Raw genomic sequence first — 21,569 nt, forward strand, 5'->3', positions numbered from 1 at the left:
CCGGCCGGGCCTCGCTGTTCGAGTCCCCGGGGCGTGCGTCGCACAGTATGCCCCACGCATACTCCTTGGCGCTGGAATATGACCGAAGCGCTTGTTGGGGTGACTGTACGTCAATCATGCTCTCTCGCAAGGGGGTACCTCCCGGTGGACGCCGGGGGAGAGTCACGTTCCGTGACCTCGTGGAGGACCTCTTGGGGGTCCTTTTGGAGGTATGAGGCGATGTGTCCGCCGGTTCGGATGGTGTGAGCGGTGCAGGTGCTTCAGATGCAGATGGAAGTCCGGCCCGACCCCGCGGAGGTGAGTCGTGCCCGTCGGTGGGCGCGTTCGCGGCTCGCCGGGTCCGGTATCGGGGCCGATGAGCCGCTCGCCGAGACGTTGATCCTGCTCATCTCCGAACTCGTCACCAACGCCGTGGTGCACACCGGCTGTCCCGCCGTGCTGCGCATGCGCTTTCCCGCGCAGACCGGCACGGCCGGCGGCGGTGGTGACGGGGGCGACGGGGGTGACGGTTCCGCGGAGCCCGCCGCGGACAAGGGGCCCGAGCTGGGCACGGTCCGGGTCGAGGTCGCGGACGCCAGCGCCCGCGCCCCGCGTCAGCGCCGCGCCGACGAAGAGGCCACCAACGGCCGCGGGCTGGAGCTGGTCGACGGGCTCGCGGACCGCTGGGGCTGGCAGCCCGAGGGCGCGGGCAAGCGGATCTGGTGCGAAATCGACCGCGGTCGGCGGGAAGAGTGCGCGGACGGCGCGGAGCGCGTCGAGCACGGCGATCACCAGGCGCGTGAGAAGCCTCTTCTGACGGGCCATGGCGCCTCCCGTGCGCCCTCACCACTAGGGCGGACCCCACAAAGTCCAGACCAGGTGTTGACGTGACGTGGCCGAGTGATCACTCTAGGATCAGCGATTCGTCGCGAGGGGACGCCGAGGACCATGTGGCCTCAGTGAACCGTGTGTTCGCGGGGCCGTTCCTTGGCGAGTGCGGGTCGCGGCCCGGCGCCTGATCAGGGCTCGGCGCCGGAGCCGGGTGGCGGTGCGCGATGCCGTGCTCGGGGTGTGCATGAGCGCACCGCCGCCCGATAACCGGTGTCAGAGGACCGCCACGGGCGCGACCGGGGCACCGGTTCCGCCGGTGAACGGCTCGGGCGTGGCCGACAGCAGGAACGTGTAGCGCCCCTCCTCGGCGCAGGCCGCCGACAGCTCCTCCAGATTCCAGTTCTGGCCCTGCGGCATGCCCATCTCGACCAGGTCGAGGGCGTGGACGGGCAGCCACAGGTTCTCGATCTCCGGCGGGATGATCTCGAAGGTGAGCGTGTCGTTGGCGACAGCGGCCACGTCACGGGCGTGGAACCACTCGGGTGTGCGGAGCGACAGACCGGGCGACGGAAACGCGTACGCCTCCCTGTCGCCCGCCAGATACCGCTGGATCTGCCCGGTCCGTACGAGCACGATGTCGCCGGGCCGGACCGTGACCCGGGCCAGCTCCTCGGCGGCGGCGAGGTCTTCGGGGGTGACGGCGTGCCCCTCGGGCAGCCGGTCCGCGCCCCGGGCGCGCGCGATGTCGAGCAGCACCCCGCGCGAGACGAGGTGCCGCACGGTGTGGATGCCGCTGAAGGCCGCGCGGTCATGGGCGGTGACGGACGCGGCGGGGCGGCCGTTGTAGATCCTGCCGGAGTGCGAGACATGGGCCAGCCCGTCCCAGTGGGTACCGGCCTGCAGTCCCATCGTCACGGCGTCGTCGCTGGTGGCGACCGTACCCGGGCCGAACATCTCGGCGTTCACGGCGACCATGGTGTGCAGCGGGTTGACCCTTCCCGGGATCATCCCGGTCTGGATGCCGTCCTGGTGCAGCGGAACCGCGAGCGGGACGCGGCGACCGGTGCGCACCGTCGCGGCGGCGGCCCGGACCACCGTGTCGGTGATCAGGTTGAGCGTGCCGATCTCATCGTCGGCGCCCCAGCGCCCCCAGTTGTTGACGCGCTTGGCTATGTCGTGGAACTCGGGCGGCAGCGACATGGCGCCTCCTTCGGTCGGTTCCGTTCCAGGGCTTGTACTCGGGGCCGGTCTGCTCAAAAATCTAACGGTCCGTCAGAAACTCCGGGAGGGGACGCGACGTGGGCAACTTCTTGGACGGCAAGGTCATCGCCGTCACCGGGGCCGGGCGCGGCATCGGACGCGCCGTGGCCCTCGCCTGCGCGGCCGAGGGCGCGAAGGCCGTCGTCAACGACTACGGCGTCTCGGTCGAGGGCGGCGAACCCACCAGCGAGATCGCCGAAGCGGCGGTCAAGGAGATCGCGGCGGCGGGCGGAGAGGCGGTCGCGGTCGCCGACGACGTCTCCACCATGGCCGGTGGCCAGCGGATCGTGGACACCGCCGTCGAACGGTTCGGACGGCTCGACGGCGTGGTGTGCGTGGCCGGAATCCTCCGCGAGCGGATGCTCTTCAACATGACCGAGGAGGAGTGGGACCCGGTGGTCGCCACCCACCTCAAGGGCACCTTCACCGTCTTCCGCGCCGCGTCCGCGGTGATGCGCCGCCAGCGCTCAGGCACCCTGATCGGCTTCACCAGCGGCAATCACCAGGGCAGCGTCGCGCAGGCCAACTACGCCTCCGCCAAGGGCGGCATCATCTCGCTGGTCCGCAGCGCGGCCCTGGGCCTGCACAAATACGGCGTCACCGCCAACTGCGTCGCCCCCGTCGCCCGTACCCGCATGTCCGCCAACGTGCCGATGGAACTGAAGGAGATCGGCGAACCGGAGGACGTCGCGGCCCTGGTCGTCTACCTGCTGAGCGAACGGGCCCGCGCGGAGCAGATCACCGGGCAGGTCTACACGATCGCGGGCCCCAAGATCGCGGTCTGGGCCCAGCCGAGGGAACTGCGCGCCGGATACGCCGACGGCGCCTGGACCCCGGAGAAGATCGCCGACTTTCTGCCCGGCACGGTCGGCACCGACCCCATGCCGCTGCTGGCCCAGCTCGAAGCCATGGCCCGGGCCGCCGCCGCCCACGAGCGCCCCAACGCGTAACCCGCACGCCCACCGCGCCATGTCGCCACGTGAGGAAGGGGAGAGGCCGTGGACTTCGCCTTCGGGCCGGAGGACGAACGCTTCCGCGACGAGGCGCGCGCCTGGCTGGACGCGCATCCGGCCGGCCGCCTCACCGACCCCGCCGACACCGCCGCGCAGCGCGCCTGGGAACAGGAACTGGGCGGCGGCGGCTGGATCGGGCTCGGCTGGGACCGCACCCACGGCACCTACGGAAACCGGGCCGCCACCCTGACCCAACAGGTCGTCTGGGCCGAGGAATACGCCCGCGCCGGAGCCCCCGCCCGGCTCGGGCACATCGGCGAGAACCTTCTCGCCCCCACCCTGCTCGCACACGGCGACCCCGCCCAGCGCGCCCGCTTCCTGCCCCCCATCGCCCGCGGCGAGGAACTGTGGTGCCAGGGCTACAGCGAACCCGGCGCGGGCTCGGACCTCGCCGGAGTGCGCACCCGCGCCGACCGCGACCCGGGCGACGGAACCTACCGCGTCACCGGCCAGAAGATCTGGACCTCCCACGCCCGCGAAGCCGACTGGTGCTTCGTCCTGGCCCGCACCGAGGAGGGATCACACCGCCACCACGGACTCTCCTTCCTGCTGGTGCCCATGGACCAGCCGGGACGCATCGAGGTCCGCCCGATCCGGCAGCTCACCGGCACCGCGGAGTTCAACGAGGTGTTCTTCGACGGGGCCCTCGCCCACCCCGACCACCTCGTCGGCGGCCCGGGCCGGGGCTGGAACGTGGCCATGAGCCTGCTCGCCGTGGAACGCGGAGTCTCCACGCTGGTCCAGCAGATCGGCTTCGCCCAGGAACTCGACCGCGTCATACGACAGGCCCTGGAGACCGGAGCCGCCCGCGAGCCCGTACTGCGCGACCAGCTGATACAGCAGTGGGCCGAGCTGAAGGTCATGCGCTGGAACGCGCTGCGCACCCTGGGCGCCGCCCGGAATCCCGCCCCCGGGGGCCCCACCCCCTCCCCTCCCACCTCCTCCGCCTCCACTCCCCATCGGCCCACCCCACATCGGCCCGACGCCCACGACGCCCACGACGCCGGGGCGCCCAGTGTGGCCAAGCTGCTGTGGGGCGGCTGGCATCGGCGGCTGGGCGAGCTGGCCGTACAGGTGCGGGGGACCGCGGCCGCGCTCGGTCCGGTGCGCTGGAGCGAGGGCAGGCCGTATGAACTCGACGCCGCGCAGCGCCTCTTCCTCTTCTCCCGCGCCGACACCATCTACGGCGGCTCGGACGAGATCCAGCGCAACATCATCGCCGAGCGCGTACTCCACCTCCCCAAGGAGCCCCGATGAAGACGTACGGGCACTGGATCGGCGGCTCCTGGCGGGCGCCCGGAGCCGGGCATTACGCGGTCGTCAATCCGGCCACCGAGGAGACCGTCGGCCGGGCGCCGGAGGCCGACGAGGCCGATGTAGATGCCGCGGTGCGGGCCGCGCGGGCCGCGTACGACGGCTGGTCGCGCACCGCCCCCCGGGAGCGCGCCGCCGTACTCGACCGCGCGGCCGACCTGCTCGCCGAGCGCGCCCCCCACCTGGTGCCCCTCGTCCAGGCGGAGACGGGCGCGACGCTGCGGGTCACCGCGGCCCTCCAAGTGCCCCCCGCGGCCGACCGCTTCCGCCGCTACGCGCGCGGCGCCATGGAACCGGACACAGTCCCGCTCGCCCCGCTGCCGGTCGCCGCCAGCCCGCTGGCGCCCGGCGGGCTGATCGGCGCGGCGGCGGTCCGCCGTCCGGTGGGTGTCGTCGCCTGTATCACCTCCTACAACTTTCCCCTCGCCAATCTCGCGGGCAAGGTCGCCCCGGCGCTCGCCATGGGCAATACGGTCGTCGCCAAACCGGCCCCGCAGGACCCGCTGGCCTGTCTCGAACTCGGCCCGCTGCTGACCGAGGCCGGGCTCCCGGACGGTGTCTTCAATGTCGTCACCGGCTCGCGCGCGGCCGCGGGCGAGGCGCTGGTCGCGCACCCCGGTGTCGACATGGTCAGCTTCACCGGATCCACCGCCGTGGGGAAGAAGATCGCCGAATCCGCAGGCCACTCGATGAAGCGCACCCTGATGGAACTGGGGGGCAAGGGCGCGGCCATCGTCCTTGGGGACGCCGACAAGCGAACGATCGCGTCGGCGGTCGGGGCGGTCGGTTCGACCTTCTCCTTCCACAGCGGGCAGATCTGCACGGCGCCGACTCGGGTGCTCGTACATCGATCGCTGTACGAGCGGGTGGTCGCCGCACTCACAGATTACGCAAAGTCACTGACCGTGGGGGACCCTGTGGATAACTCCACGATCGTGGGTCCGCTGATCTCCGCCGCCCAGCGCGACCGGGTCGAGGCGTACGTCGCCGGGGCCCGTGAGCAGGGCGCCCGCATCGTCACCGGCGGTGAACGCCCGGCCGTGGGGACCGGTTTCTACGTCGCGCCGACCCTCGTCGCCGACGCCGACCCCGCCATGACCGTGGCCCGCGAGGAGCTGTTCGGCCCGGTCGTCGTGGCCCTGCCCTTCGACGACGAGGACGAGGCGGTGCGGATCGCCAACGGCACCTCGTACGGCCTCTACGACTACGTCTTCAGCGCCGACGCGGGCCGCGCCTGGGCGCTGGCCGCCCGGCTGCGCAGCGGAAACGTCGGCATCAACACGGTCCAGCGCCACCCCGAGACACCGTTCGGCGGCTTCAAGCACAGCGGTGTCGGCCGCGACGGCGGCTCGTTCGGGCTGCACGCGTACAGCGAACTCCAGTCGGTGGTCTGGGCCTCCTGAGGGGCCGCGAGGTGGGGGAGGGCAGGCATGAGAGGCGTTGTTCTCGACGGCGAGGGGCCTCGGGTGGTCGAGGACCTGGAGGTACGCGATCCGGGTCCGGGCGAGGTGCTGGTGGCCGTTGTCGCGGCCGGGCTGTGCCACAGCGATCTGTCCGTCATCGACGGCACCATTCCGTTTCCCGTGCCGGTGGTGCTCGGCCACGAGGGCGCGGGCGTGGTCGAGTCGGTGGGGCCCGGTGTCACTCATGTCGCCCCTGGTGACCACGTCTCCCTCTCCACCCTCGCCAACTGCGGTACCTGCGCCGACTGCGACCGCGGCCGCCCCACCATGTGCCGTGCCGCGATCGGCAGACCGGGCCGCCCCTTCAGCCGCGGCGGCGAGCGGCTGTTCAACTTCGCCTCCAACTCGGCGTTCGCACAGCGCACGCTGGTCACGGCCGTCCAGGCGGTGAAGATCCCGGACGAGATCCCGTTCACCTCGGCCGCCCTCATCGGCTGCGGCGTCCTCACCGGTGTCGGCGCCGTCTTCAACCGGGCGCGGGTGGACCGCGGGGAGTCGGTCGTCGTCATCGGCACCGGCGGCATCGGCCTCAACGTCCTGCAAGGGGCCCGGATCGCCGGGGCGACCACCGTCGTCGCCGTCGACAACAACCCGGCCAAGGAGCCGCTGGCCAGGCGCTTCGGCGCCACCCACTTCGCCGCCTCGGCCGACGCCGTACGGGAGATCCTGCCCACCGGCGCCGACCACGCCTTCGAATGCGTCGGCTCCACCAAGCTCATCCGGCAGGCCGTCGACCTGCTGGACCGGCACGGTCAGGCGGTGCTGCTCGGGGTCCCGCCCGCGGACGCCGAGGCGGCCTTCCGGGTCTCCTCCCTCTATCTGGACAAGTCCATCCTCGGCTGCCGCTACGGATCCGCACGCCCGCAGCGCGACATCGCCCTGTACGCGGAGCTGTACCGGCAGGGCAGGCTGCTGCTGGACGAACTCGTCACCCGCGTCTACCCGGTGGAGGACTTCGCCACGGCCGTGGACGACGCCCGCGGCGGACGGGTGGCGCGGGCCGTGCTCACGTTCTGAGCAGGGCCGCCGTCCGAGGCGGAGGCCCGGAAGGTGCGCCGGTACGCGGTGGGGGAGACCCCGAGCGCGGCCTGCAGATGCTGCCGCATCGACGCGGGCGTGCCGAAGCCCGCGTCCCGCGCCACCCGGTCCATCGACAGGTCCGTGTCCTCCAGCAGATGCCTGGCCCGCTCCACCCGCTGCTGGGTCAGCCACTGGCCGGGGCTGATGCCGACCTCGTCGCGGAAGCGGCGGGTGAAGGTGCGGACGCTCATCGACTCCTGGGCGGCGAGTTCGCGCAGCGTGACGGGACGGTCGAGGCGGCCCAGCGCCCAGGCGCGGGCCGAGGTGGTGGTGGCCTGCTGCGGTGCGGGCACGGGGCGCCGGATGTACTGGGCCTGGCCGCCGTCGCGGTGCGGCGGCACCAGGCTTCGCCGGGCGACCTTGTTGGCGACATCCGTGCCGTGGTCACGCCGCACGAGGTGCAGACACAGGTCGATGCCCGAGGCGACCCCGGCGGAGGTGAGGATGTCGCCGTCGTCCACGAACAGCACATCCGGATCGACCGCGATGGCTGGAAAGAGCCGCTGGAAGTGGTCGGCGCACCGCCAGTGGGTGGTGGCGGGGCGGCCGTCGAGCAGACCGGCGGCGGCGAGGACGTACGAGCCGGTGCAGATGGACACCCAGCGGACGCCGGGGCGGGCGTGGGCGAGGGCGGCGGCCAGCGGCGCGGTCAGCCTGCCCTCCTCCTCGACCGGCCCGAGGGCGTACGAGGCGGGCACCACGATGGTGTCCGCCCCGGCCAGGGCCTCCGGCCCCTGCTCGACCACGATCGGGAAGTCGGCGTCGGTGGCCACCGGACCGGGCTCGGGGGTGCAGGTCACCACCTCGTACAGCGGCCGGCGGTCGGCGGAGCGGGCCTGGCCGAAGATCCGGTAGGGGATGCCCAGTTCGAAGGGGATCACGCCGGGCAGGACGAGCACGACGACGCGATGAAGCTTTTCGGTCATCCCGGGCTGGGTCATGGGTCCGGCCTCCTGTCGCAAGCGGCGTGGCCCGATCCTAGCGAATGCTGTCCCACGGGCCACTCGTTCGTAGGGAGCCGCCGTTCGATGCTGGTCCGGTGACGCAGACAACCGGACTCCCCCAGGCCCCCGGACACGACGAGCAACCGACCCGGCGGGCCCGCGTACGCCGTCCGCACCGGGCCTGGGCGGTCGCCGCCGTCACCTTCGTGACAATCGTCGCGGCGGGCGGATTCGCCTCCCTGCCCGGGCTGCTGGTCGACCCGCTCCATGAGGAGTTCGGCTGGTCGCGCGCCACCATCGGCTTCGCTGTTTCCGTCAACCTCGCGCTCTACGGGCTCACCGCGCCGTTCGCCGCGGCCCTGATGGACCGCTTCGGCGTCCGCCGGGTCGTCGTCGCCGCGCTGATGGTCATCGCCGTCGGCGGCGGTCTCACGGTCTACATGACCGCCCCCTGGCAGCTCATCCTGTGCTGGGGCGTGCTCGTCGGCCTCGGCAGCGGGTCCATGGCGCTCGCCTTCGCCGCGACCGTCACCAACCGGTGGTTCGCCGCCCGGCGCGGCCTGGTCACCGGCATCCTCACCGCGGGCGGGGCGTCCGGGCAGCTCGTCTTCCTGCCGCTGCTCTCCTGGATCATGGAGCGGCAGCACGACTGGCGTCCCGCCGCCATGACCGTCACCCTCGCCGCGCTCGCCATCGTGCCGTGCGTATGGCTGCTCCTGCGCGACCACCCGTCCGACGTCGGGCTCGCCGCGTACGGGGCCGACGGTCCGCCGGTCCCCAAGCCCGCCCCGCGGCGGGGCGCCGCCCGGCGCGCGGTGAAGGCACTCGTCTCGGCCTCGCGGACCGGTACGTTCTGGCTGCTCGCCGGGACGTTCGCGGTCTGCGGCGCCTCGACGAACGGCCTGGTCAAGACCCACTTCGTACCCGCCGCGCACGACCACGGCATGCCGGTGACGGCGGCCGCGGGCCTGCTCGCGGTGATCGGCGTCTTCGACATCGTGGGGACGGTCGCCTCCGGCTGGTTCACCGACCGGTTCGACGCGCGGCGGCTGCTGGCGGTGTACTACGCGCTGCGGGGGCTGTCCCTGATGGTCCTGCCGCTGCTGCTGGACGACGCGGTGCATCCGCCGATGATCTTCTTCATCGTCTTCTACGGGCTCGACTGGGTCGCCACGGTGCCGCCGACGATCGCGCTGTGCCGGGAGTGGTACGGGGAGGACAGCGCCATCGTGTTCGGGTGGGTGCTGGCGTCGCACCAGGTGGGCGCGGGGCTCGTGGCGTTCGTCGGGGGGATGGCGCGGGACGCGTTCGGGTCGTACAACCTGGTCTGGTACGGCGCGGGCGGGCTGTGCGCGGTGGCGGCGCTGATGGCGCTGATGATCCGGCGCGGTATCGCTACCGCCCCGGCGCCAGGCCGGTGAACGCGCCGCGGTGGAAGAGCAGGGGGCCGTCCGCCGCGGCCCGTTCGTCCGTGTCCAGCGCGCACACCCGGCCCACCACCACCAGATGGTCGCCGCCGGTGTGGACCGTGTGGACGGTGCAGTCGATCCAGGCGGGGGCGCCCGTGAGCCGGGGCGAGCCGGTGACGGGGCACGGGGTATAGGGGACGCCGTCGAACTTGTCCGGGCGGTCGGCGGAGCTGATCGCGAAGGACCGGCACAGCGCGGCCTGGGACGCGCCCAGGACGCTGACGCAGAAGACGCCGCTCCGGGCGATGCGGGGCCAGGTCGTGGACGTACGGGCGACCATGAAGGCGATCAGCGGCGGGTCGAGGGACAGCGAGGTGAACGACTGGCAGGCGAAGCCGGTCGGGCCCGCCTCGTCGACGGTCGCGATCACGGTGACGCCGCTCGCGAAGTGGCCCAGGACCCGGCGGAATTCCGCCGGGTTCAGGGGCGGGCGCTCATCGTCCTGTACGGCGCGCAGCGCGCGGCGCCCGCCGGGCGGAGGCGAGGGCGGTGGTCCGGCGGTGGTGGGCGCGCCCGCCGAGCGCAGATAGCGGACGGCGGTGGCGGCCATTGCGGCGTGTCCCATCATGGTGTGCGAATCTCCCTCGTCGCGGTGCTGCGGTTGTCGCGGTGGTGCGGGGCTGTCGTGGTGATACGGCCTGGTCAGCGGCCCCGGTACACCGGGGGGCGGCGTTCGGCGAAGGCGCGGACGCCCTCGTTCGCGTCGGCCGTGGTCATGTTGGTCTCCTGGGCGGCCGCCTCGGCGGCGAAGGCGGCCGCCCGGCCGGACTCCAGCGAGGCGTTGACCAGCGCCTTGGTGGCCGCGAGGGCGCGGGTGGGGCCCGCTGCCAGGCGTTCGGCCCAGGCGCGGGCGGTCTTGGCCAGGTCGCCGTCGGGGACGACGCGGTTGACCAGCCCCAGGCGTTCGGCCTCGGCGGCGGGCAGCGCGTCGCCGAAGAACAGCAGCTCCTTCGCCCGCTGGGGGCCGACCAGCCGGGGGAGGAGGTAGGCGCCGCCACCGTCGGGGACGAGTCCGCGGCGTACGAAGACCTCGGTGAAGGTGGCCGATTCGGCGGCCAGGACCAGATCGCAGGCGAGCGCGAGATGGGCGCCGAGCCCCGCGGCGGTGCCGTTGACGGCGGCGATGACGGGTTTCTCGCAGTCGAGTACGGCGGTGATGAGCCGCTGCGCCCCACCGCGGATCAGCCGGGCGACGTCGCCCGCGATGCGCTCGGCCGGAGCGGACGGGGTGCCGCGCAGATCCGCGCCCGCGCAGAAACCCCTGCCGGTGGCGGTGAGCACGACGGCCCGCACGGCCGGGTCGGCGGATGCCTGATCGAGCCGGAGAATCAGGCGTTCGCGCTGGTCAGGGGTGAGGGCGTTGAGGGCCGACGGGCGGTCGAGGGTGATCCACGCCACCCCGTTGTCAGTGGCGTGCCGTACAACGGAATCGAGCACTTCTTCGGGGGAGGGAGACGTCATGGGGAGGCTCCTCAGGCTGTGGGCGCGATGGCGCCGTTCAGCGGCGGACAGCTCGACGGCGGTTCGCTCAGCGGCAGATCGCTCAGCGGCAGATCGCCAGCGCGTCGAGGGCCACCGCGCCCTGGCCGCGGGGCAGCACCATCAGGGGGTTGACGTCGAGTTCGGCGAGCTGGTCGCCGAGTTCGAGGGCCATGCGCTGCACCCGGAGCACGACCTCGACCAGGGCGTCCACATCGGCCGGGGGCGCGCCGCGGACGCCGTCGAGGAGGGCGTGGCCGCGCAGTTCGGCGAGCATGGCGCGGGCCTGGTCCTCGCCGAACGGGGGGACGCGGACGGCGGTGTCGCGCAGCACCTCCACGAGCACGCCGCCGAGGCCGACGGTCACGGTGGGCCCGAAGAGGCTGTCGTGGGTGACGCCGACGACCATTTCGACGCCGCGCTCGACCATCTGGCACACCAGGACGCCGTCCAGTTCGACGCCTTCGTAGCGGGCGATGTCGGTGAGTTCGCGATAGGTGTCGCGGACCTGGCTGGCGGAGGTCAGGCCCAGCCTGACCAGGCCGAGTTCGGTCTTGTGGGCGAGCTGGGGCGCGGACGCCTTCATGACGACGGGATAGCCGACCAGCCCGGCGGCGCGGACGGCCGCGGCGGCGCTGGTGACGAGCTGTTCACGCGGCACGCGGATGCCGTAGGCGCGCAGCAGCTGCTTGGCGGCGTGTTCGCTCAAGCGCTGGCCGGGGCGCAGCAGTCCGCTCGCCTTGCGCACCGATGGCGAAGGGGTCCGCGGGGCGTCGTCGAAGGGGGAGCGGTAGGAGGCGGTGAAGCGGTGGTGGCCCAGATAGGCGCGGACGGCGGTGACGCAGTTGCCGACGGTGCGGAAGGTGGCGACGCGGGAGGAGCCGAGCAGGGTGGTGCGGTAGGCGTCCTCGGTGCCGACGGGCGAGCCCCACACCACGCAGACGAGTTTGTCGGTGCCTTCCGCCGCGTCCACCAGGTCCTGGGCGAGCTTGTCGCTCATCGGCGGGAAGGGGCCGGTGATGGGGCAGATCAGTACGCCGACGGCCGGGTCGGCGAGGATCGCGTCGATGATCTTGCGTCCGCGCCAGTCGCCGACGGGGTGGCCGCCGTTGTCGACCGGGTTGGCGACGCGGAGGTCGCCGGGTATCCACTGGTGGAGTTCGGCCTGCTTCTCGGCGGAGAGGACGGGCATCGGGAGCCCGGCGGCGGTGGCGAGGTCGGCGACGTGGGCGCCGGTGCCCCCGGAGATCGAATACACCACGACGCCCTCGGCGCGCGGGGGCCGGGCGCGGGCGAGCAGCGCGGCCGTGTCCTGGAGTTCGTCGAGGCCGTCCACCCGGATCACGCCGAACTGGCGCATGGCCGCGTCCACGACCGCGTCCGCGCCGGTCAGCTTGCCGGTGTGGGAGGCGGCGGTGCGGGCGCCGGTCTCGGTGCGGCCGACCTTGACGGCGACGACGGGCACCTTGGCGCGGGCGGCCCGGTCGGCGGCGAGGAGGAAGCCGCGGCCGTCCTTGAGCCCTTCCGCGTAGAGGGCGATCGCGCCGACCTCGGGGCGGGTCGTGAAGTAGGAGAGGAAGTCGGCGCTCTCCAGGTCGGCCTCGTTGCCGGTGGGTGCCCAGTGGCTGAGCCGGATGCCCAGTTCCTGAAGGGTGTAGAGGGGGCGTCCCTGGTGGCCTGACTGGGTGATGAGGGCGATGGCGGGCCCGTCGAGGTCGTCGCGGAACTCCTCGAAGGCGTTGAGATTGGTGTTGGGGCCCAGAAGCCGCAGCCCGGCGCGGCGGGCCGCGGCGGCCAGCCGGGCCTGGGCGGCGGCGCCCTCGGCGCCGGTCTCGGCGAAGCCGGAGGCGAAGACGACGGCGAACTTGACCTTGGCCTGGGCGAGTTCCTCGATGACCGGGAGGGGGTCGCGGACGAGGAGGACGGCGAGGTCGACGGGTTCGGGCAGCTCGGCGACGGACGGGACGCAGGGGAGGCCGAAGACGGCCGGACGGGAGGGGTGGACGGGGTGCAGCCGGGCGCCGACGCGTGTCGCCCAGGCGAGGAGCTGCCGGGTGATGCCGGTGCCCGGGCGGCCCTCGGTGTCGGAGGCGCCGACGAGGGCCACCGACTGGGGCCGGAAGAAGCGGTCCAGGTCGGGGACGTCGGAGTGCAGCGGGCGGCCGCTGACGTCCACGTCCTCGGCGTCGTCGAGGGCCGAGGTGCGCGAGTGGACCTGGACGGCGGGGCCGGGGGGCCGCCCGCAGGCGACGGCGCGGGCGTGACGGGAGTTGGTGGTGAGGGTGCCGTGAGTCGATCCAAGCATTGGGTATCCGCCACTCCTGCTCGTTGGCCAATAACCAGGTATCTGACGCCCAGTCACATTACTGAGTAGTCAGGCTACAGAGCTGACGGGCTGTCAGGAATGCTCGGTGCGCGGAGAACACGCAGGGTGACGGCGTGCCGTTACCGACGGTACGGCGCGACGGCAACAAGAGAGTGCCCGCGCGGCGGCATGCTCACGCCGCCGTGCGGGCGGCGAAATCAAGCCGTCGTGCGGGACACCGCCGCGGCGATCTTCTTCGCGTCGAGGGCCAGTTCGCGCAGCATGCCGCTGATCGGGTTCGTATAGCCCGTGAAGTACAGGCCCGGTGCGGTGCCCAGGGTGCGCCTGCCGTGGGTGAGCGGATGCCCGTGGCCGTCCAGCACGCCCAGATGTCCGACCAGGTCCTCCAGCCCGCGGCGGTAGCCGGTCGCCGCGATCACCGCCTGGGGGCCGATGCGCGAGCCGTCGGCCAGCACCACCTTGTCCTCCTCCAGCGACTCGACCGCGGCGACCACCTCCACCCGGCCCGTCCGCACCGCGTCCACCAGACCCACGTCCTGCACCGGGATCGCGCCCTGCCGCACCCGGGTGTAGAGCCCGGCCTCCGGCCACGGCAGTCCCTGCGCGGACAGATCCGGCATGCTCACCCGGCACATCACCCGCGCCGCCCGGTCCACCGCGGCCCGCGGCAGCCGCCGCACCAGGATGCCGGTGCGCTGTGCGGGCCAGCCCGCCGTCGAGCGGCGCAGAATGTGCGGGGCGGTACGGACCGCCAGCCGCACCCGCGCCGCGCCGCCCTCGACCAGGTCGACCGCGATCTCCGCGCCCGTGTTGCCGACCCCGACCACCAGTACGTCCCGGCCCTCGTACGGCCGGGCGTTGCGGTAGCGGTGGGCGTGCAGCAGCTCGCCGGTGTAGGTGTCCAGGCCCGGCCAGTCCGGCAGCCGCGGCGTGTGGTTGTAGCCGGTCGCGACCACGGCCACCGGCGAGGACAGCTCGCGCCCGCCACCGGCCCGCAGCACCCAGCCGGTGTCGTCGTCGGCCCGGTCTATGCGGGTCACCTCCACGCCCGTGGCGATCTCCAGCCGGTGGTGGACCGCGTACCGCTCCAGATAGCGCACCACGTCGTCCCGGGCGACCCACCGCCCGAACGCGCGCGGGATCCGCAGCCCGGGCAGCGCGGAGAGGTGGCGTGTGGTGTGCAGGCGCAGCCGGTCGTAGTGGCCCCGCCAGGAGGTGGCGACCGTGTCGGACTTCTCCAGGACCACGGCGTGAATGCCGCGCTCGCCCAGTGCGGCGGCGGTGGCGAGCCCGCCCGGTCCGCCGCCGATCACATAGACGGGTGAAGGGGATCTCGCAGGGAGACTGTCGGCCATGGTGGCGAGCGTAGTCCGCTGCTTGACGGGTTTCGGTCAAAGGAGTTCCGAATCGGTTGCGGATCGGTCACGGGCGACTGAAACTGATGTGCCGTCAGAAACGGTCGACCCGAGACGGCGGCCGAAGGCGGCGGGCGGCCACGGCGGCGGGACACGACGGCCGGAGACGGCGGTCGGAAGGAGCGTGCGCGCATGAGCGGACCCGACACCTCCGGCGCCCCCGTGGCGCCCCGCTTCGACCTGCCCGAGTCCGACCCCTTCACCCACCCCTACTGGGACGCCGCCGCCCGGGGCACCCTGCTGATCCGCCGCTGTGCCTCCTGCGGCCGGGCCCACCACTACCCCCGCGAGTTCTGCCCGCACTGCTGGAGCGAGGACGTCGCCTGGGAGGAGGCGAGCGGCGCCGCCACCCTCTACACCTGGTCCGAGGTGCACCGCAACGACCTCCCGCCCTTCGGCGCCCAGGTCCCGTACACCGCCGCCGTCGTGGACCTCGCCGAGGGGCCGCGCATGATGACCCGGATCGTCGACCATCCCGCCGACGGGCTCCGCGCCGGGATGCGGCTGTGCGTCACCTTCCGCGTACTCGGGGAGGGCGCCCCGGCCGTTCCCGTCTTCCGGCCGCCGCATGAATGATCAGGCCGAATTCTCATCTGCCAGCGAATAAATTCGATGATCAATCTTGAACAATCGCTTGGGCGGGTGCCTAGACTGACCGCCTAACTTCCGCCTTTTACCGAGGACTTACTCTTCCGTGCCATGACCGAGGCGTCCGGCGGCTGTTGCCTGCTCCACCCACCGGCCGCGAGGGATCGATGACTCCGATACACCCCGATCAGCGTGAGCGGCCGCGCGCCCGCCGGTGGGACGCACCCGCCGGGCGGGCCTTCCTCGGCCTCCTTGTGACAGCCCCCGTGCTCGGCATCGCCGGGTGGGCGGCGGCGGCAGCCGCGCCCGAGGCGGCGAGACCGGCGGTGATCGGATGCGCGGCCGTGGCCGTGGCGCTGGTCGGCGCCGCGGTCGCGGCGGCCGCCCACCGCGGCGCGGCGCTCGCCCGCGCCCGGTCGGCCGTACGGGCGCTGGAGTTACGGGCGGCGCAGGCCGAGGCCCGGGCCGCCGCCGCGGAGCAGCGGTCCGAGCAGCGGGCCGCCGCCGCGCAGCGGGACCTCGACCACACCGTCGGCACCGCGTTGCCCGCCCTCGTCCAGCAGCTGCGCGGCCGGGTCCCGATGGACCAGGCCCTGGCCGGAATCGAGCGGCCCGCCACCGGCCCGCTGCGCGCCCTGCTGGAGACCGTGGGCGGCGAGCTGTCCCGGGAGCGGCAGAAGCGCACCGAGATGGTGGCCGCGTTCCGCAGCATCACCGGCCGCCTCCAGGCGCTGGTCGCCGGGAACCTCGCCCGGCTGCGGGACATGCAGGACCGCTACGAGGCCGACGCCCTCGACGACCTCTTCCAGCTCGACAGCACCACCTCGCAGACCGGCCGGATGGCCGACCGCATCGCCGTCCTCACCGGGGCGCTGTCCGGCAAGCACTGGCCCAGGCCCATCGTCATCTGGCGGGTGCTGCGCGCCGCCACCTCCCGTATCGAGGGGCTTGAGCGGGTGGAGATCCGCTGCTCCAGCGAACAGGCCGTGGTCGGCGCCGCGGCCGAGAAGGTGATCACGCTCCTCGCCGAGCTGATCGACAACGCCGTGAGCTTCTCGCCGCCTTCCACCGCCGTCAGCGTCTACGTCCGGGAGGTCCCGCGCGGGATCGCCGTCGAGATCGCGGACAGCGGCCTCGCCATGCGGCCCGACATGCTCGCCCGGGCGCAACGGGCGGTCGCCGACGACCCGTCGAGCATGCTGAAGCTGTCCGGCACCCGGCAGGGCCTGCTGGTGGTGGGCATGATCGCCCGTAAGTTCGGGCTGCGCGTCAGCTATCAGCCGTCCGCGACCGGCGGTACGGCGGTCACCGTACTGATCCCGCAGCAGCTGCTCACCGAGGCCCGCGCCGATCACCACGCCGCCGCCCCTCCGCTCCCCACCCGCCGGCCGCCGTCGCGGTCGTCCGAAGAGCTGTCCGAGGAGCTGACCGAGAAGCCGCCCGAGGAGCCGTACGAAGAGCGGCCGGACGAGCCGTCCGGGGACCATCCGCTCACCCCCGAGGGGCTGCCGAGGCGTCGGCGCAAGCAGGTCGAGACCGGCGGCGAGCGCGGTGCCGAGCCTCCGGCGCCGCCGCCTCCCGTACGCAAGAAGCCCGCGGAGGCGGGGAACCGGTTCGGCTCGTTCCACACCGCCGTCAAGCAGGACCGCACTCGCACGACACCACGTTCGGAAGGCACGACCTCATGAAGCCAAGCGATCTCGACTGGAAGCTCGACGCCCTGCTGGCGAAGACCCCGGGGGCGCGGCACGCGCTCGCGGTGTCCAACGACGGACTGGTGATCACCCACTCCTCCGATCTGAGCCAGTCGGAGGCGGAGACGCTGGCCGCCATCGCCTCCGGGATCCAGAGCCTGGCCAGAACGGTGTCGACCAAGTTCGGCGACCGCACCGGCAGCGTGGAGCACTCCCTGGTCGCGGTCGGCGGTGCGCTGCTGATGACCGTCGAGGCGGGCAAGGGCGCCCATCTCGCGGTGCTCGCCCGGGAGGACGCCGACCCCGGGATCGTCGGCAACAGCATGTCCGTACTGGTCGACGGCCTCCTCGCGTACCTCACCTCGCCGCAGCGCATGCCCGGGGAGGAGGGCGGCCCGACGGCATGATGCGCTGGGACGTCCATGAACAGCCCGACCGGCTGTTCGCCGCGACGGGGGGACGTAGCCGCGCGTATACGGACTTCGATCTGGTGTCACTGGTCGTCACCGAGTCCGAACCGGCCGCGGGCATGGCCCCGGAGGCGGTTCAGATCCTGAGGCTGTGCCGCCATCCGATGGCGCTGGTGGAGGTCTCCGCGCGATTACGCATGCCCGTGGGCGTCGTCGCGATCCTGCTGTCCGATCTGCTCGCCGAGGGCCGGGTCTCGGTCCGCCATCCCAGCAGCGCTGCCGGTGGCGGCGGGCGCCCGGCCTCGCGGGGCGCGGCGGCCGCCCCGGCGCGGCTGCCCGACACCAGCCTGGTCCGAGAGGTTCTCGTTGCACTCAAAAATCTCTGAGGCGGCCGCTGTCGAGGCCCCGTTGAGCGATACGGCCCGGGACGCGGTGAAGATCGTGATCTCCGGCGGCTTCGGCGTCGGCAAGACGACCTTCGTCCGGGCCGTCAGCGAGATCGACCCGCTGACGACCGAGGCCGTGATGACCGAGCGGGGCGTGGGGGTCGACGACGTGGCCGGGGTGGCGGGCAAGTCGGCCACCACGGTCGCCTTCGACTTCGGCCGGATCAGCGTCACCGAGCGGATCGTGACGTATCTCTTCGGCGCCCCCGGGCAGAGCCGCTTCCGGTTTCTGTGGGACAACCTGTTCCTGGGCGCCTGGGGCGCGGTGGTCCTGGTGGACACCCGGCGGCTGGCGGACTCGTTCCCCGTCATCGACCACCTGGAGCGCAAGGGGATGCCGTTCGTCGTCGCCCACAACCGCTTCGACGGCAGTCCGGACCACCCTCTGGACGCCCTGCGCGGCGCGCTCGACCTCGCGGACGGGATACCGCTGGTCGCCTGCGACGCTCGCTCCCACACCTCGGGCAAGGACGTCCTGGTGGCGCTGCTCGAACATCTCCACGCCCTGTCCGCCGCCCAGGAGGCCGCTTCGTGACCCAGCCGAACTCGTCGGCCCCGCCGTCCCAGCCGACCCCGCCACCCCAGCCGTCTGCCACCGAGCCGCCCGTCATCGAGCCGCCCGCGTCCCACCGGGACGCCGTCGAGCTGTTCGGCCCGCGCTTCCAGGACACGCCCGCCGAGGTGTACCGGGAGCTGCGGAACACCTACGGACAGGTCGCCCCCGTGCTGCTCCCCGGCGGCGTCCCCGCCTGGCTGGTGCTCGGCTACCGCGAGCTGCTGACCGTCACCGAGAACACCAAGGTGTTCGGGCGCGGTTCGGACCGCTGGAAGCTGTGGCCGCGGATCCCGCCGGACTGGCCGCTGCGGCCCATGGTCGAGGACAACGGGTCGCTGCTGTACCGGGAGGGCGACGACCACCGCAGGCGCGCCGGAGCGGTCGGATCCGCCCTCGAAGCGGTCGATCTCAATCAGATGCAGGACGCCACCCAATCGTTCGCCCAGGGCCTGATCGAGAAGCTGAGCGAGGGCAGCCGGGCCGATCTGATCGCCGACTACGCCCAGCCGCTGCCCGTGCTCGCCCTCAGCCGCGTCCTCGGCCTGTCCGACTCCGAGGGCGTCGCCCTGGTGAAGGCGATCAACGACATGGTCGACGGCGGCCCCGACGCCCTGCAAGGGCAGATCGAGGTGCGCGGCACCGTGGAGCGGCTGGTGGCCCGCAAGCGCCGTCACCCCGGCCCGGACGCCACCTCCCGGATGCTCGCCGACCACGCCGGTCTCACCGACCGGGAGGTGGCCGAGGACCTGATGGTCCTCACCCTCGCCGGACACCAGCCCTGCACGGACTGGATCGGCATGACCCTGTGGCTGCTGCTCACCGACCACGACTACGCCGCCGACATGGGCGGCGGCCGCCGCTCGGTGCGCCAGGCCATGCACCAGGTGCTGCGCGACCACACCCCGGTACAGATCTTCGCGGGCCGGTTCACCACCCAGGACACCGTTCTGGGCGCGACCCGCATCCCGGCCGGGGACCTGGTGCTGCTCGGGCTCGCGGGGGCCAACACCGACCCCTATATACGTCCGCAGGCGGGCAGGGCGGCCGGGGCGGCAGCAGCCGCGGGGACGGCCGGGCCGGAGGGCCACAACGCCTATATGTCGTACAGCCACGGCGAACACCGGTGCCCGTACGCGGGCCAGTGGATCGCCGAGGTCGTCGCCCACACCGCCGTCGAGACGCTGCTGGAGCACCTGCCGGACGTGGAGCTGGCCGTGCCCGCGGACGAGCTGCGGTGGCGTCCGTCGCCCTGGCTGCGCGGCCTGACCTCGCTGCCCGTCACCTATGTGCCCGCCCACTCATACACCGGAGGCTTCGGATGGGACTGACCGAGGATCGACCCATGCTGCTCGACCCGACGATCCGCGGCGCCGCGGAGGAGAGCGAACTCCTCTACGCCGCGGGTCCCGTGGTCCGCGTGGAGCTGCCGGGCGGGGTGTCCGCCTGGGCCGTCACCCATGACGCGCCCGCGCGCGAGGTGATGCGCGACAGCCGCTTCGTGAAGGACATCAACCAGTGGGGCGCGTGGACGCGCGGCGAGATCCCCGCGGACTGGCCGCTGATCGGCCTGGTCGACCTGGGGGCCTCCCTGGTCAGCACGGACGGCGCCGAGCACCGCCGGCTGCGCCGCCCGGTCGCCCGGGAGTTCACCCCGCAGCGGGTGGAGGCGCTGCGCGGCCGCGTCGAGGAGATCACCCGCGAACTGCTCGACCGCGCGGCGGAGGCCGCCGCGGCCGAGGGCTCCGGCGGGGTGGTGGACCTCAAGGACACGTTCGCGTTCCCGCTGCCCATCACCGTGGTCGGCGAGCTGTTCGGCATGCCGGTCGAATGGCACCGGCCGCTGCGGGAGCTGTACGACAGCTTCTTCGACGACAACGCCGCCCCGGAGACCGTCCACGCCACCCTGCGGGGGCTGTACGACCACATCGCCCGGCTGGTCCGGCTCAAGCGCGACGAGCCCGGCGCCGACCTCACCAGCGCGCTGCTGTCCGAGCTCGGTGACGAGCCGTCGGAGGAGGCCGTCGAGGAGCTGATCGCCACCATCCAGGTCATGATCACGGCCGGGCACGAGACCAGCGTCCATCTGATCGTGAACGCCGTACGGTCGCTGCTGGGCGACCCCGCACAGCTCGCGCTCGTCCACAGTGGCCGCTACAGCTGGGACGACGTGGTCGAGGAGAGCCTGCGGCTGGACTCCCCGACGCTGAACTTCCTGTTCCGCTTCGCCACCGAGGACATCGAGATCGCCGGAACCCTCGTCCGCGAGGGGGAGGGCGTGGTCATCTCCTACGGAGGCATGGGCCGCGACCGCGTCCAGCACGGCGCGGACGCCGACCGCTTCGACCTCACCCGCCGCCCCCGGCACACCTCGTTCGGCCACGGCCCGCACAGCTGCCCGGGCTCCGCGCTCGCCCGGCTGGAGACCACCATCGCGCTGCGGGAACTCTTCGCCCGCTTCCCCGGCCTGCGGCTCGCCGACCCGGACGCGCCGCTTGAGCGCTCCCCATCGGTCATCGTCAACGGCCACCGGGAGCTGCCGGTGCGGCTGGGCTGACGGGCCCGGCCGCGGTCCTCAGGGCCAGAGCAACTCGCGCCGCCAGCCGCCGCGTTCCTCCGGGGCGCGGCGGTAGCGCAGCCGGACGTGCCGCCGCCGCGCCTCCTCCTGGTAGAACTCCACCTCGTCCGGCTCCAGGACGTACAGCGTCCAGCTGGGGGCGGCGGCATCCGGATCGCGCCCGGCCCGTTCGTGCGCGTCCGCGAAGGCCCGTTCCAGGTCCTCGTACGAACCGAGCACCGCGCTCTGCCGTCCCGCCCCGGCCAGCGCCGCCGCCAGCGCGGCGGGGGAGCGGCCGCGCAGGTCCGCCGCGCTCTCCTCGGGCCCGGCCTCCGTGACGCGCCCGCCGACGCGGACCTGACGTCCGCTGCGCATCCAGTGGAAGCCCAGCGACGCGTACGGACGCTCGGCCAGTTCGCGGCCCTTGCGGCTGGTGCGATGGGTGCCGAAGTGCCAGCCACGGGCGTCGGCGCCGTGCAGCATCACCGTGCGCAGCGACGGCCGGCCGTCCGCGCCCGCGGTGGCGAGCATCATCGTGTGCGGGCCCGGTTCGCCGCCCTCGGCGGCCTCGCGCAGCCACCGCCGGAACAGCGGAAGCGGCTCGTCCGGGGCCTGCGCCGGATCGAATACGGGCAACTCGTCCGCGTGCGGGACGCGCAGGCCCCGCAGCAGCTCCCGGAAGGCCAGGTCGTCGTCATCGCGTGCGTCGCTCATCGGGGCCCCATCCGATCACCCGGCGCCGGTCCGG

Annotated in this window: 20 protein-coding genes; 13 read left to right on the plus strand and 7 right to left on the minus strand. The window is 73.0% G+C overall.

Going from position 1 to position 21,569, the window contains the following annotated elements:
* Nucleotides 1–249 precede the first annotated feature (249 nt).
* Complete coding sequence (locus ACZ59A_RS08590) at nucleotides 250–870, plus strand: ATP-binding protein (RefSeq protein WP_470955284.1); 621 nt, start codon at nucleotides 250–252, stop codon at nucleotides 868–870.
* Between the two features lie 213 nt (nucleotides 871–1,083).
* On the opposite strand, the gene ACZ59A_RS08595 is transcribed toward ACZ59A_RS08590, so the two are convergent.
* Nucleotides 1,084–2,010: a cyclase family protein gene (locus ACZ59A_RS08595; RefSeq protein WP_470955287.1), complete on the minus strand. Its 927-nt coding sequence runs from the start codon at nucleotides 2,008–2,010 to the stop codon at nucleotides 1,084–1,086.
* A 98-nt stretch (nucleotides 2,011–2,108) separates the two neighbouring features.
* Between ACZ59A_RS08595 and ACZ59A_RS08600 the strand changes: the two genes are divergently transcribed.
* From ACZ59A_RS08600 to ACZ59A_RS08615, 4 genes are read left to right on the plus strand one after another with little or no spacing between them, the layout of a single operon-like run.
* Complete coding sequence (locus tag ACZ59A_RS08600) at nucleotides 2,109–3,020, plus strand: SDR family oxidoreductase (protein WP_468048989.1); 912 nt, start codon at nucleotides 2,109–2,111, stop codon at nucleotides 3,018–3,020.
* A gap of 48 nt (nucleotides 3,021–3,068) precedes the next feature.
* The gene (locus tag ACZ59A_RS08605) at nucleotides 3,069–4,340 is read left to right on the plus strand and encodes an acyl-CoA dehydrogenase family protein (protein ID WP_470955290.1); all 1,272 of its coding nucleotides are present in this window, start codon (nucleotides 3,069–3,071) and stop codon (nucleotides 4,338–4,340) included.
* On the plus strand, nucleotides 4,337–5,800 hold the full coding sequence (locus ACZ59A_RS08610; protein ID WP_470955292.1) for an aldehyde dehydrogenase family protein: 1,464 nt from the start codon (nucleotides 4,337–4,339) through the stop codon (nucleotides 5,798–5,800). The genes ACZ59A_RS08605 and ACZ59A_RS08610 overlap by 4 nt, the downstream gene beginning before the upstream one ends.
* Before the next feature lie 27 nt (nucleotides 5,801–5,827).
* The gene (locus tag ACZ59A_RS08615) at nucleotides 5,828–6,877 is read left to right on the plus strand and encodes a Zn-dependent alcohol dehydrogenase (RefSeq protein WP_470955295.1); all 1,050 of its coding nucleotides are present in this window, start codon (nucleotides 5,828–5,830) and stop codon (nucleotides 6,875–6,877) included.
* Here the strand turns inward: ACZ59A_RS08615 and ACZ59A_RS08620 are convergent.
* Nucleotides 6,799–7,881, minus strand: a complete 1,083-nt coding sequence (locus tag ACZ59A_RS08620; protein ID WP_470955299.1) for a GlxA family transcriptional regulator — start codon at nucleotides 7,879–7,881, stop codon at nucleotides 6,799–6,801. The two genes, ACZ59A_RS08615 and ACZ59A_RS08620, sit on opposite strands and share 79 nt — an antisense overlap.
* 44 nt (nucleotides 7,882–7,925) lie before the next feature.
* Here ACZ59A_RS08620 and ACZ59A_RS08625 point away from each other — a divergent pair, with 44 nt between their 5' ends.
* Nucleotides 7,926–9,305 carry an MFS transporter gene (locus ACZ59A_RS08625; protein ID WP_470955302.1) on the plus strand — a complete coding sequence of 460 codons (1,380 nt, stop codon included), beginning with the start codon at nucleotides 7,926–7,928 and terminating at the stop codon, nucleotides 9,303–9,305.
* Here ACZ59A_RS08625 and ACZ59A_RS08630 read toward each other — a convergent pair.
* The 4 genes from ACZ59A_RS08630 to ACZ59A_RS08645 form a co-directional block, all read right to left on the minus strand.
* Nucleotides 9,280–9,903, minus strand: a complete 624-nt coding sequence (locus tag ACZ59A_RS08630) for a flavin reductase family protein (RefSeq protein WP_468049237.1) — start codon at nucleotides 9,901–9,903, stop codon at nucleotides 9,280–9,282. The two genes, ACZ59A_RS08625 and ACZ59A_RS08630, sit on opposite strands and share 26 nt — an antisense overlap.
* A 92-nt stretch (nucleotides 9,904–9,995) precedes the next feature.
* Entirely contained in the window at nucleotides 9,996–10,814 is an 819-nt protein-coding gene (locus tag ACZ59A_RS08635) for an enoyl-CoA hydratase/isomerase family protein (protein ID WP_470955305.1), read from the minus strand.
* A gap of 82 nt (nucleotides 10,815–10,896) precedes the next feature.
* Nucleotides 10,897–13,137, minus strand: coding sequence for an acetate--CoA ligase family protein (locus tag ACZ59A_RS08640; protein ID WP_470955308.1), 2,241 nt, complete (start codon nucleotides 13,135–13,137; stop codon nucleotides 10,897–10,899).
* Between the two features lie 218 nt (nucleotides 13,138–13,355).
* Nucleotides 13,356–14,513: a flavin-containing monooxygenase gene (locus ACZ59A_RS08645; RefSeq protein ID WP_470955310.1), complete on the minus strand. Its 1,158-nt coding sequence runs from the start codon at nucleotides 14,511–14,513 to the stop codon at nucleotides 13,356–13,358.
* A gap of 192 nt (nucleotides 14,514–14,705) precedes the next feature.
* Between ACZ59A_RS08645 and ACZ59A_RS08650 the strand changes: the two genes are divergently transcribed.
* The 7 genes from ACZ59A_RS08650 (at nucleotide 14,706) to ACZ59A_RS08680 (ending at nucleotide 20,821) form a co-directional block, all read left to right on the plus strand.
* A complete protein-coding gene (locus ACZ59A_RS08650) occupies nucleotides 14,706–15,149 on the plus strand; it encodes a Zn-ribbon domain-containing OB-fold protein (RefSeq protein WP_470955313.1) in 444 nt (147 codons plus the stop codon).
* Nucleotides 15,150–15,328: 179 nt separating this feature from the next.
* The gene (locus ACZ59A_RS08655) at nucleotides 15,329–16,849 is read left to right on the plus strand and encodes a sensor histidine kinase (RefSeq protein WP_470955316.1); all 1,521 of its coding nucleotides are present in this window, start codon (nucleotides 15,329–15,331) and stop codon (nucleotides 16,847–16,849) included.
* Nucleotides 16,846–17,262, plus strand: a complete 417-nt coding sequence (locus tag ACZ59A_RS08660; RefSeq protein WP_470955320.1) for a roadblock/LC7 domain-containing protein — start codon at nucleotides 16,846–16,848, stop codon at nucleotides 17,260–17,262. Before ACZ59A_RS08655 ends, ACZ59A_RS08660 begins: the two co-directional genes overlap by 4 nt.
* The gene (locus ACZ59A_RS08665; RefSeq protein WP_470955323.1) at nucleotides 17,259–17,651 is read left to right on the plus strand and encodes a DUF742 domain-containing protein; all 393 of its coding nucleotides are present in this window, start codon (nucleotides 17,259–17,261) and stop codon (nucleotides 17,649–17,651) included. Before ACZ59A_RS08660 ends, ACZ59A_RS08665 begins: the two co-directional genes overlap by 4 nt.
* A gap of 22 nt (nucleotides 17,652–17,673) precedes the next feature.
* Nucleotides 17,674–18,246: a GTP-binding protein gene (locus ACZ59A_RS08670; RefSeq protein ID WP_470955326.1), complete on the plus strand. Its 573-nt coding sequence runs from the start codon at nucleotides 17,674–17,676 to the stop codon at nucleotides 18,244–18,246.
* Nucleotides 18,243–19,595, plus strand: a complete 1,353-nt coding sequence (locus tag ACZ59A_RS08675; RefSeq protein WP_470955329.1) for a cytochrome P450 — start codon at nucleotides 18,243–18,245, stop codon at nucleotides 19,593–19,595. The genes ACZ59A_RS08670 and ACZ59A_RS08675 overlap by 4 nt, the downstream gene beginning before the upstream one ends.
* A gap of 14 nt (nucleotides 19,596–19,609) precedes the next feature.
* Entirely contained in the window at nucleotides 19,610–20,821 is a 1,212-nt protein-coding gene (locus tag ACZ59A_RS08680; protein ID WP_470955331.1) for a cytochrome P450 family protein, read from the plus strand.
* 18 nt (nucleotides 20,822–20,839) lie between these two features.
* Here the strand turns inward: ACZ59A_RS08680 and ACZ59A_RS08685 are convergent, their stop codons facing one another.
* Nucleotides 20,840–21,535 (minus strand): pyridoxine/pyridoxamine 5'-phosphate oxidase, encoded by a 696-nt coding sequence (locus ACZ59A_RS08685; protein WP_470955333.1) that lies wholly within the window; start codon nucleotides 21,533–21,535, stop codon nucleotides 20,840–20,842.
* Nucleotides 21,536–21,569 lie beyond the last annotated feature (34 nt).

The sequence above is a fragment of the Streptomyces sp. NPDC040405 genome (assembly GCF_055595765.1).

Excerpts from the sequence above, each read along its gene's own strand:
- ACZ59A_RS08595 (WP_470955287.1), bottom strand. The coding sequence starts at position 2,010 with ATGTCGCTGCCGCCCGAGTTCCACGACATAGCCAAGCGCGTCAACAAC.
- ACZ59A_RS08610 (WP_470955292.1), top strand. The coding sequence starts at position 4,337 with ATGAAGACGTACGGGCACTGGATCGGCGGCTCCTGGCGGGCGCCCGGA.
- ACZ59A_RS08615 (WP_470955295.1), top strand. The coding sequence starts at position 5,828 with ATGAGAGGCGTTGTTCTCGACGGCGAGGGGCCTCGGGTGGTCGAGGAC.
- ACZ59A_RS08620 (WP_470955299.1), bottom strand. The coding sequence starts at position 7,881 with ATGACCCAGCCCGGGATGACCGAAAAGCTTCATCGCGTCGTCGTGCTC.
- ACZ59A_RS08625 (WP_470955302.1), top strand. The coding sequence starts at position 7,926 with ATGCTGTCCCACGGGCCACTCGTTCGTAGGGAGCCGCCGTTCGATGCT.
- ACZ59A_RS08630 (WP_468049237.1), bottom strand. The coding sequence starts at position 9,903 with ATGGCCGCCACCGCCGTCCGCTATCTGCGCTCGGCGGGCGCGCCCACC.
- ACZ59A_RS08635 (WP_470955305.1), bottom strand. The coding sequence starts at position 10,814 with ATGACGTCTCCCTCCCCCGAAGAAGTGCTCGATTCCGTTGTACGGCAC.
- ACZ59A_RS08640 (WP_470955308.1), bottom strand. The coding sequence starts at position 13,137 with ATGCTTGGATCGACTCACGGCACCCTCACCACCAACTCCCGTCACGCC.
- ACZ59A_RS08645 (WP_470955310.1), bottom strand. The coding sequence starts at position 14,513 with ATGGCCGACAGTCTCCCTGCGAGATCCCCTTCACCCGTCTATGTGATC.
- ACZ59A_RS08650 (WP_470955313.1), top strand. The coding sequence starts at position 14,706 with ATGAGCGGACCCGACACCTCCGGCGCCCCCGTGGCGCCCCGCTTCGAC.
- ACZ59A_RS08655 (WP_470955316.1), top strand. The coding sequence starts at position 15,329 with ATGACTCCGATACACCCCGATCAGCGTGAGCGGCCGCGCGCCCGCCGG.
- ACZ59A_RS08660 (WP_470955320.1), top strand. The coding sequence starts at position 16,846 with ATGAAGCCAAGCGATCTCGACTGGAAGCTCGACGCCCTGCTGGCGAAG.
- ACZ59A_RS08665 (WP_470955323.1), top strand. The coding sequence starts at position 17,259 with ATGATGCGCTGGGACGTCCATGAACAGCCCGACCGGCTGTTCGCCGCG.
- ACZ59A_RS08680 (WP_470955331.1), top strand. The coding sequence starts at position 19,610 with ATGCTGCTCGACCCGACGATCCGCGGCGCCGCGGAGGAGAGCGAACTC.
- ACZ59A_RS08685 (WP_470955333.1), bottom strand. The coding sequence starts at position 21,535 with ATGAGCGACGCACGCGATGACGACGACCTGGCCTTCCGGGAGCTGCTG.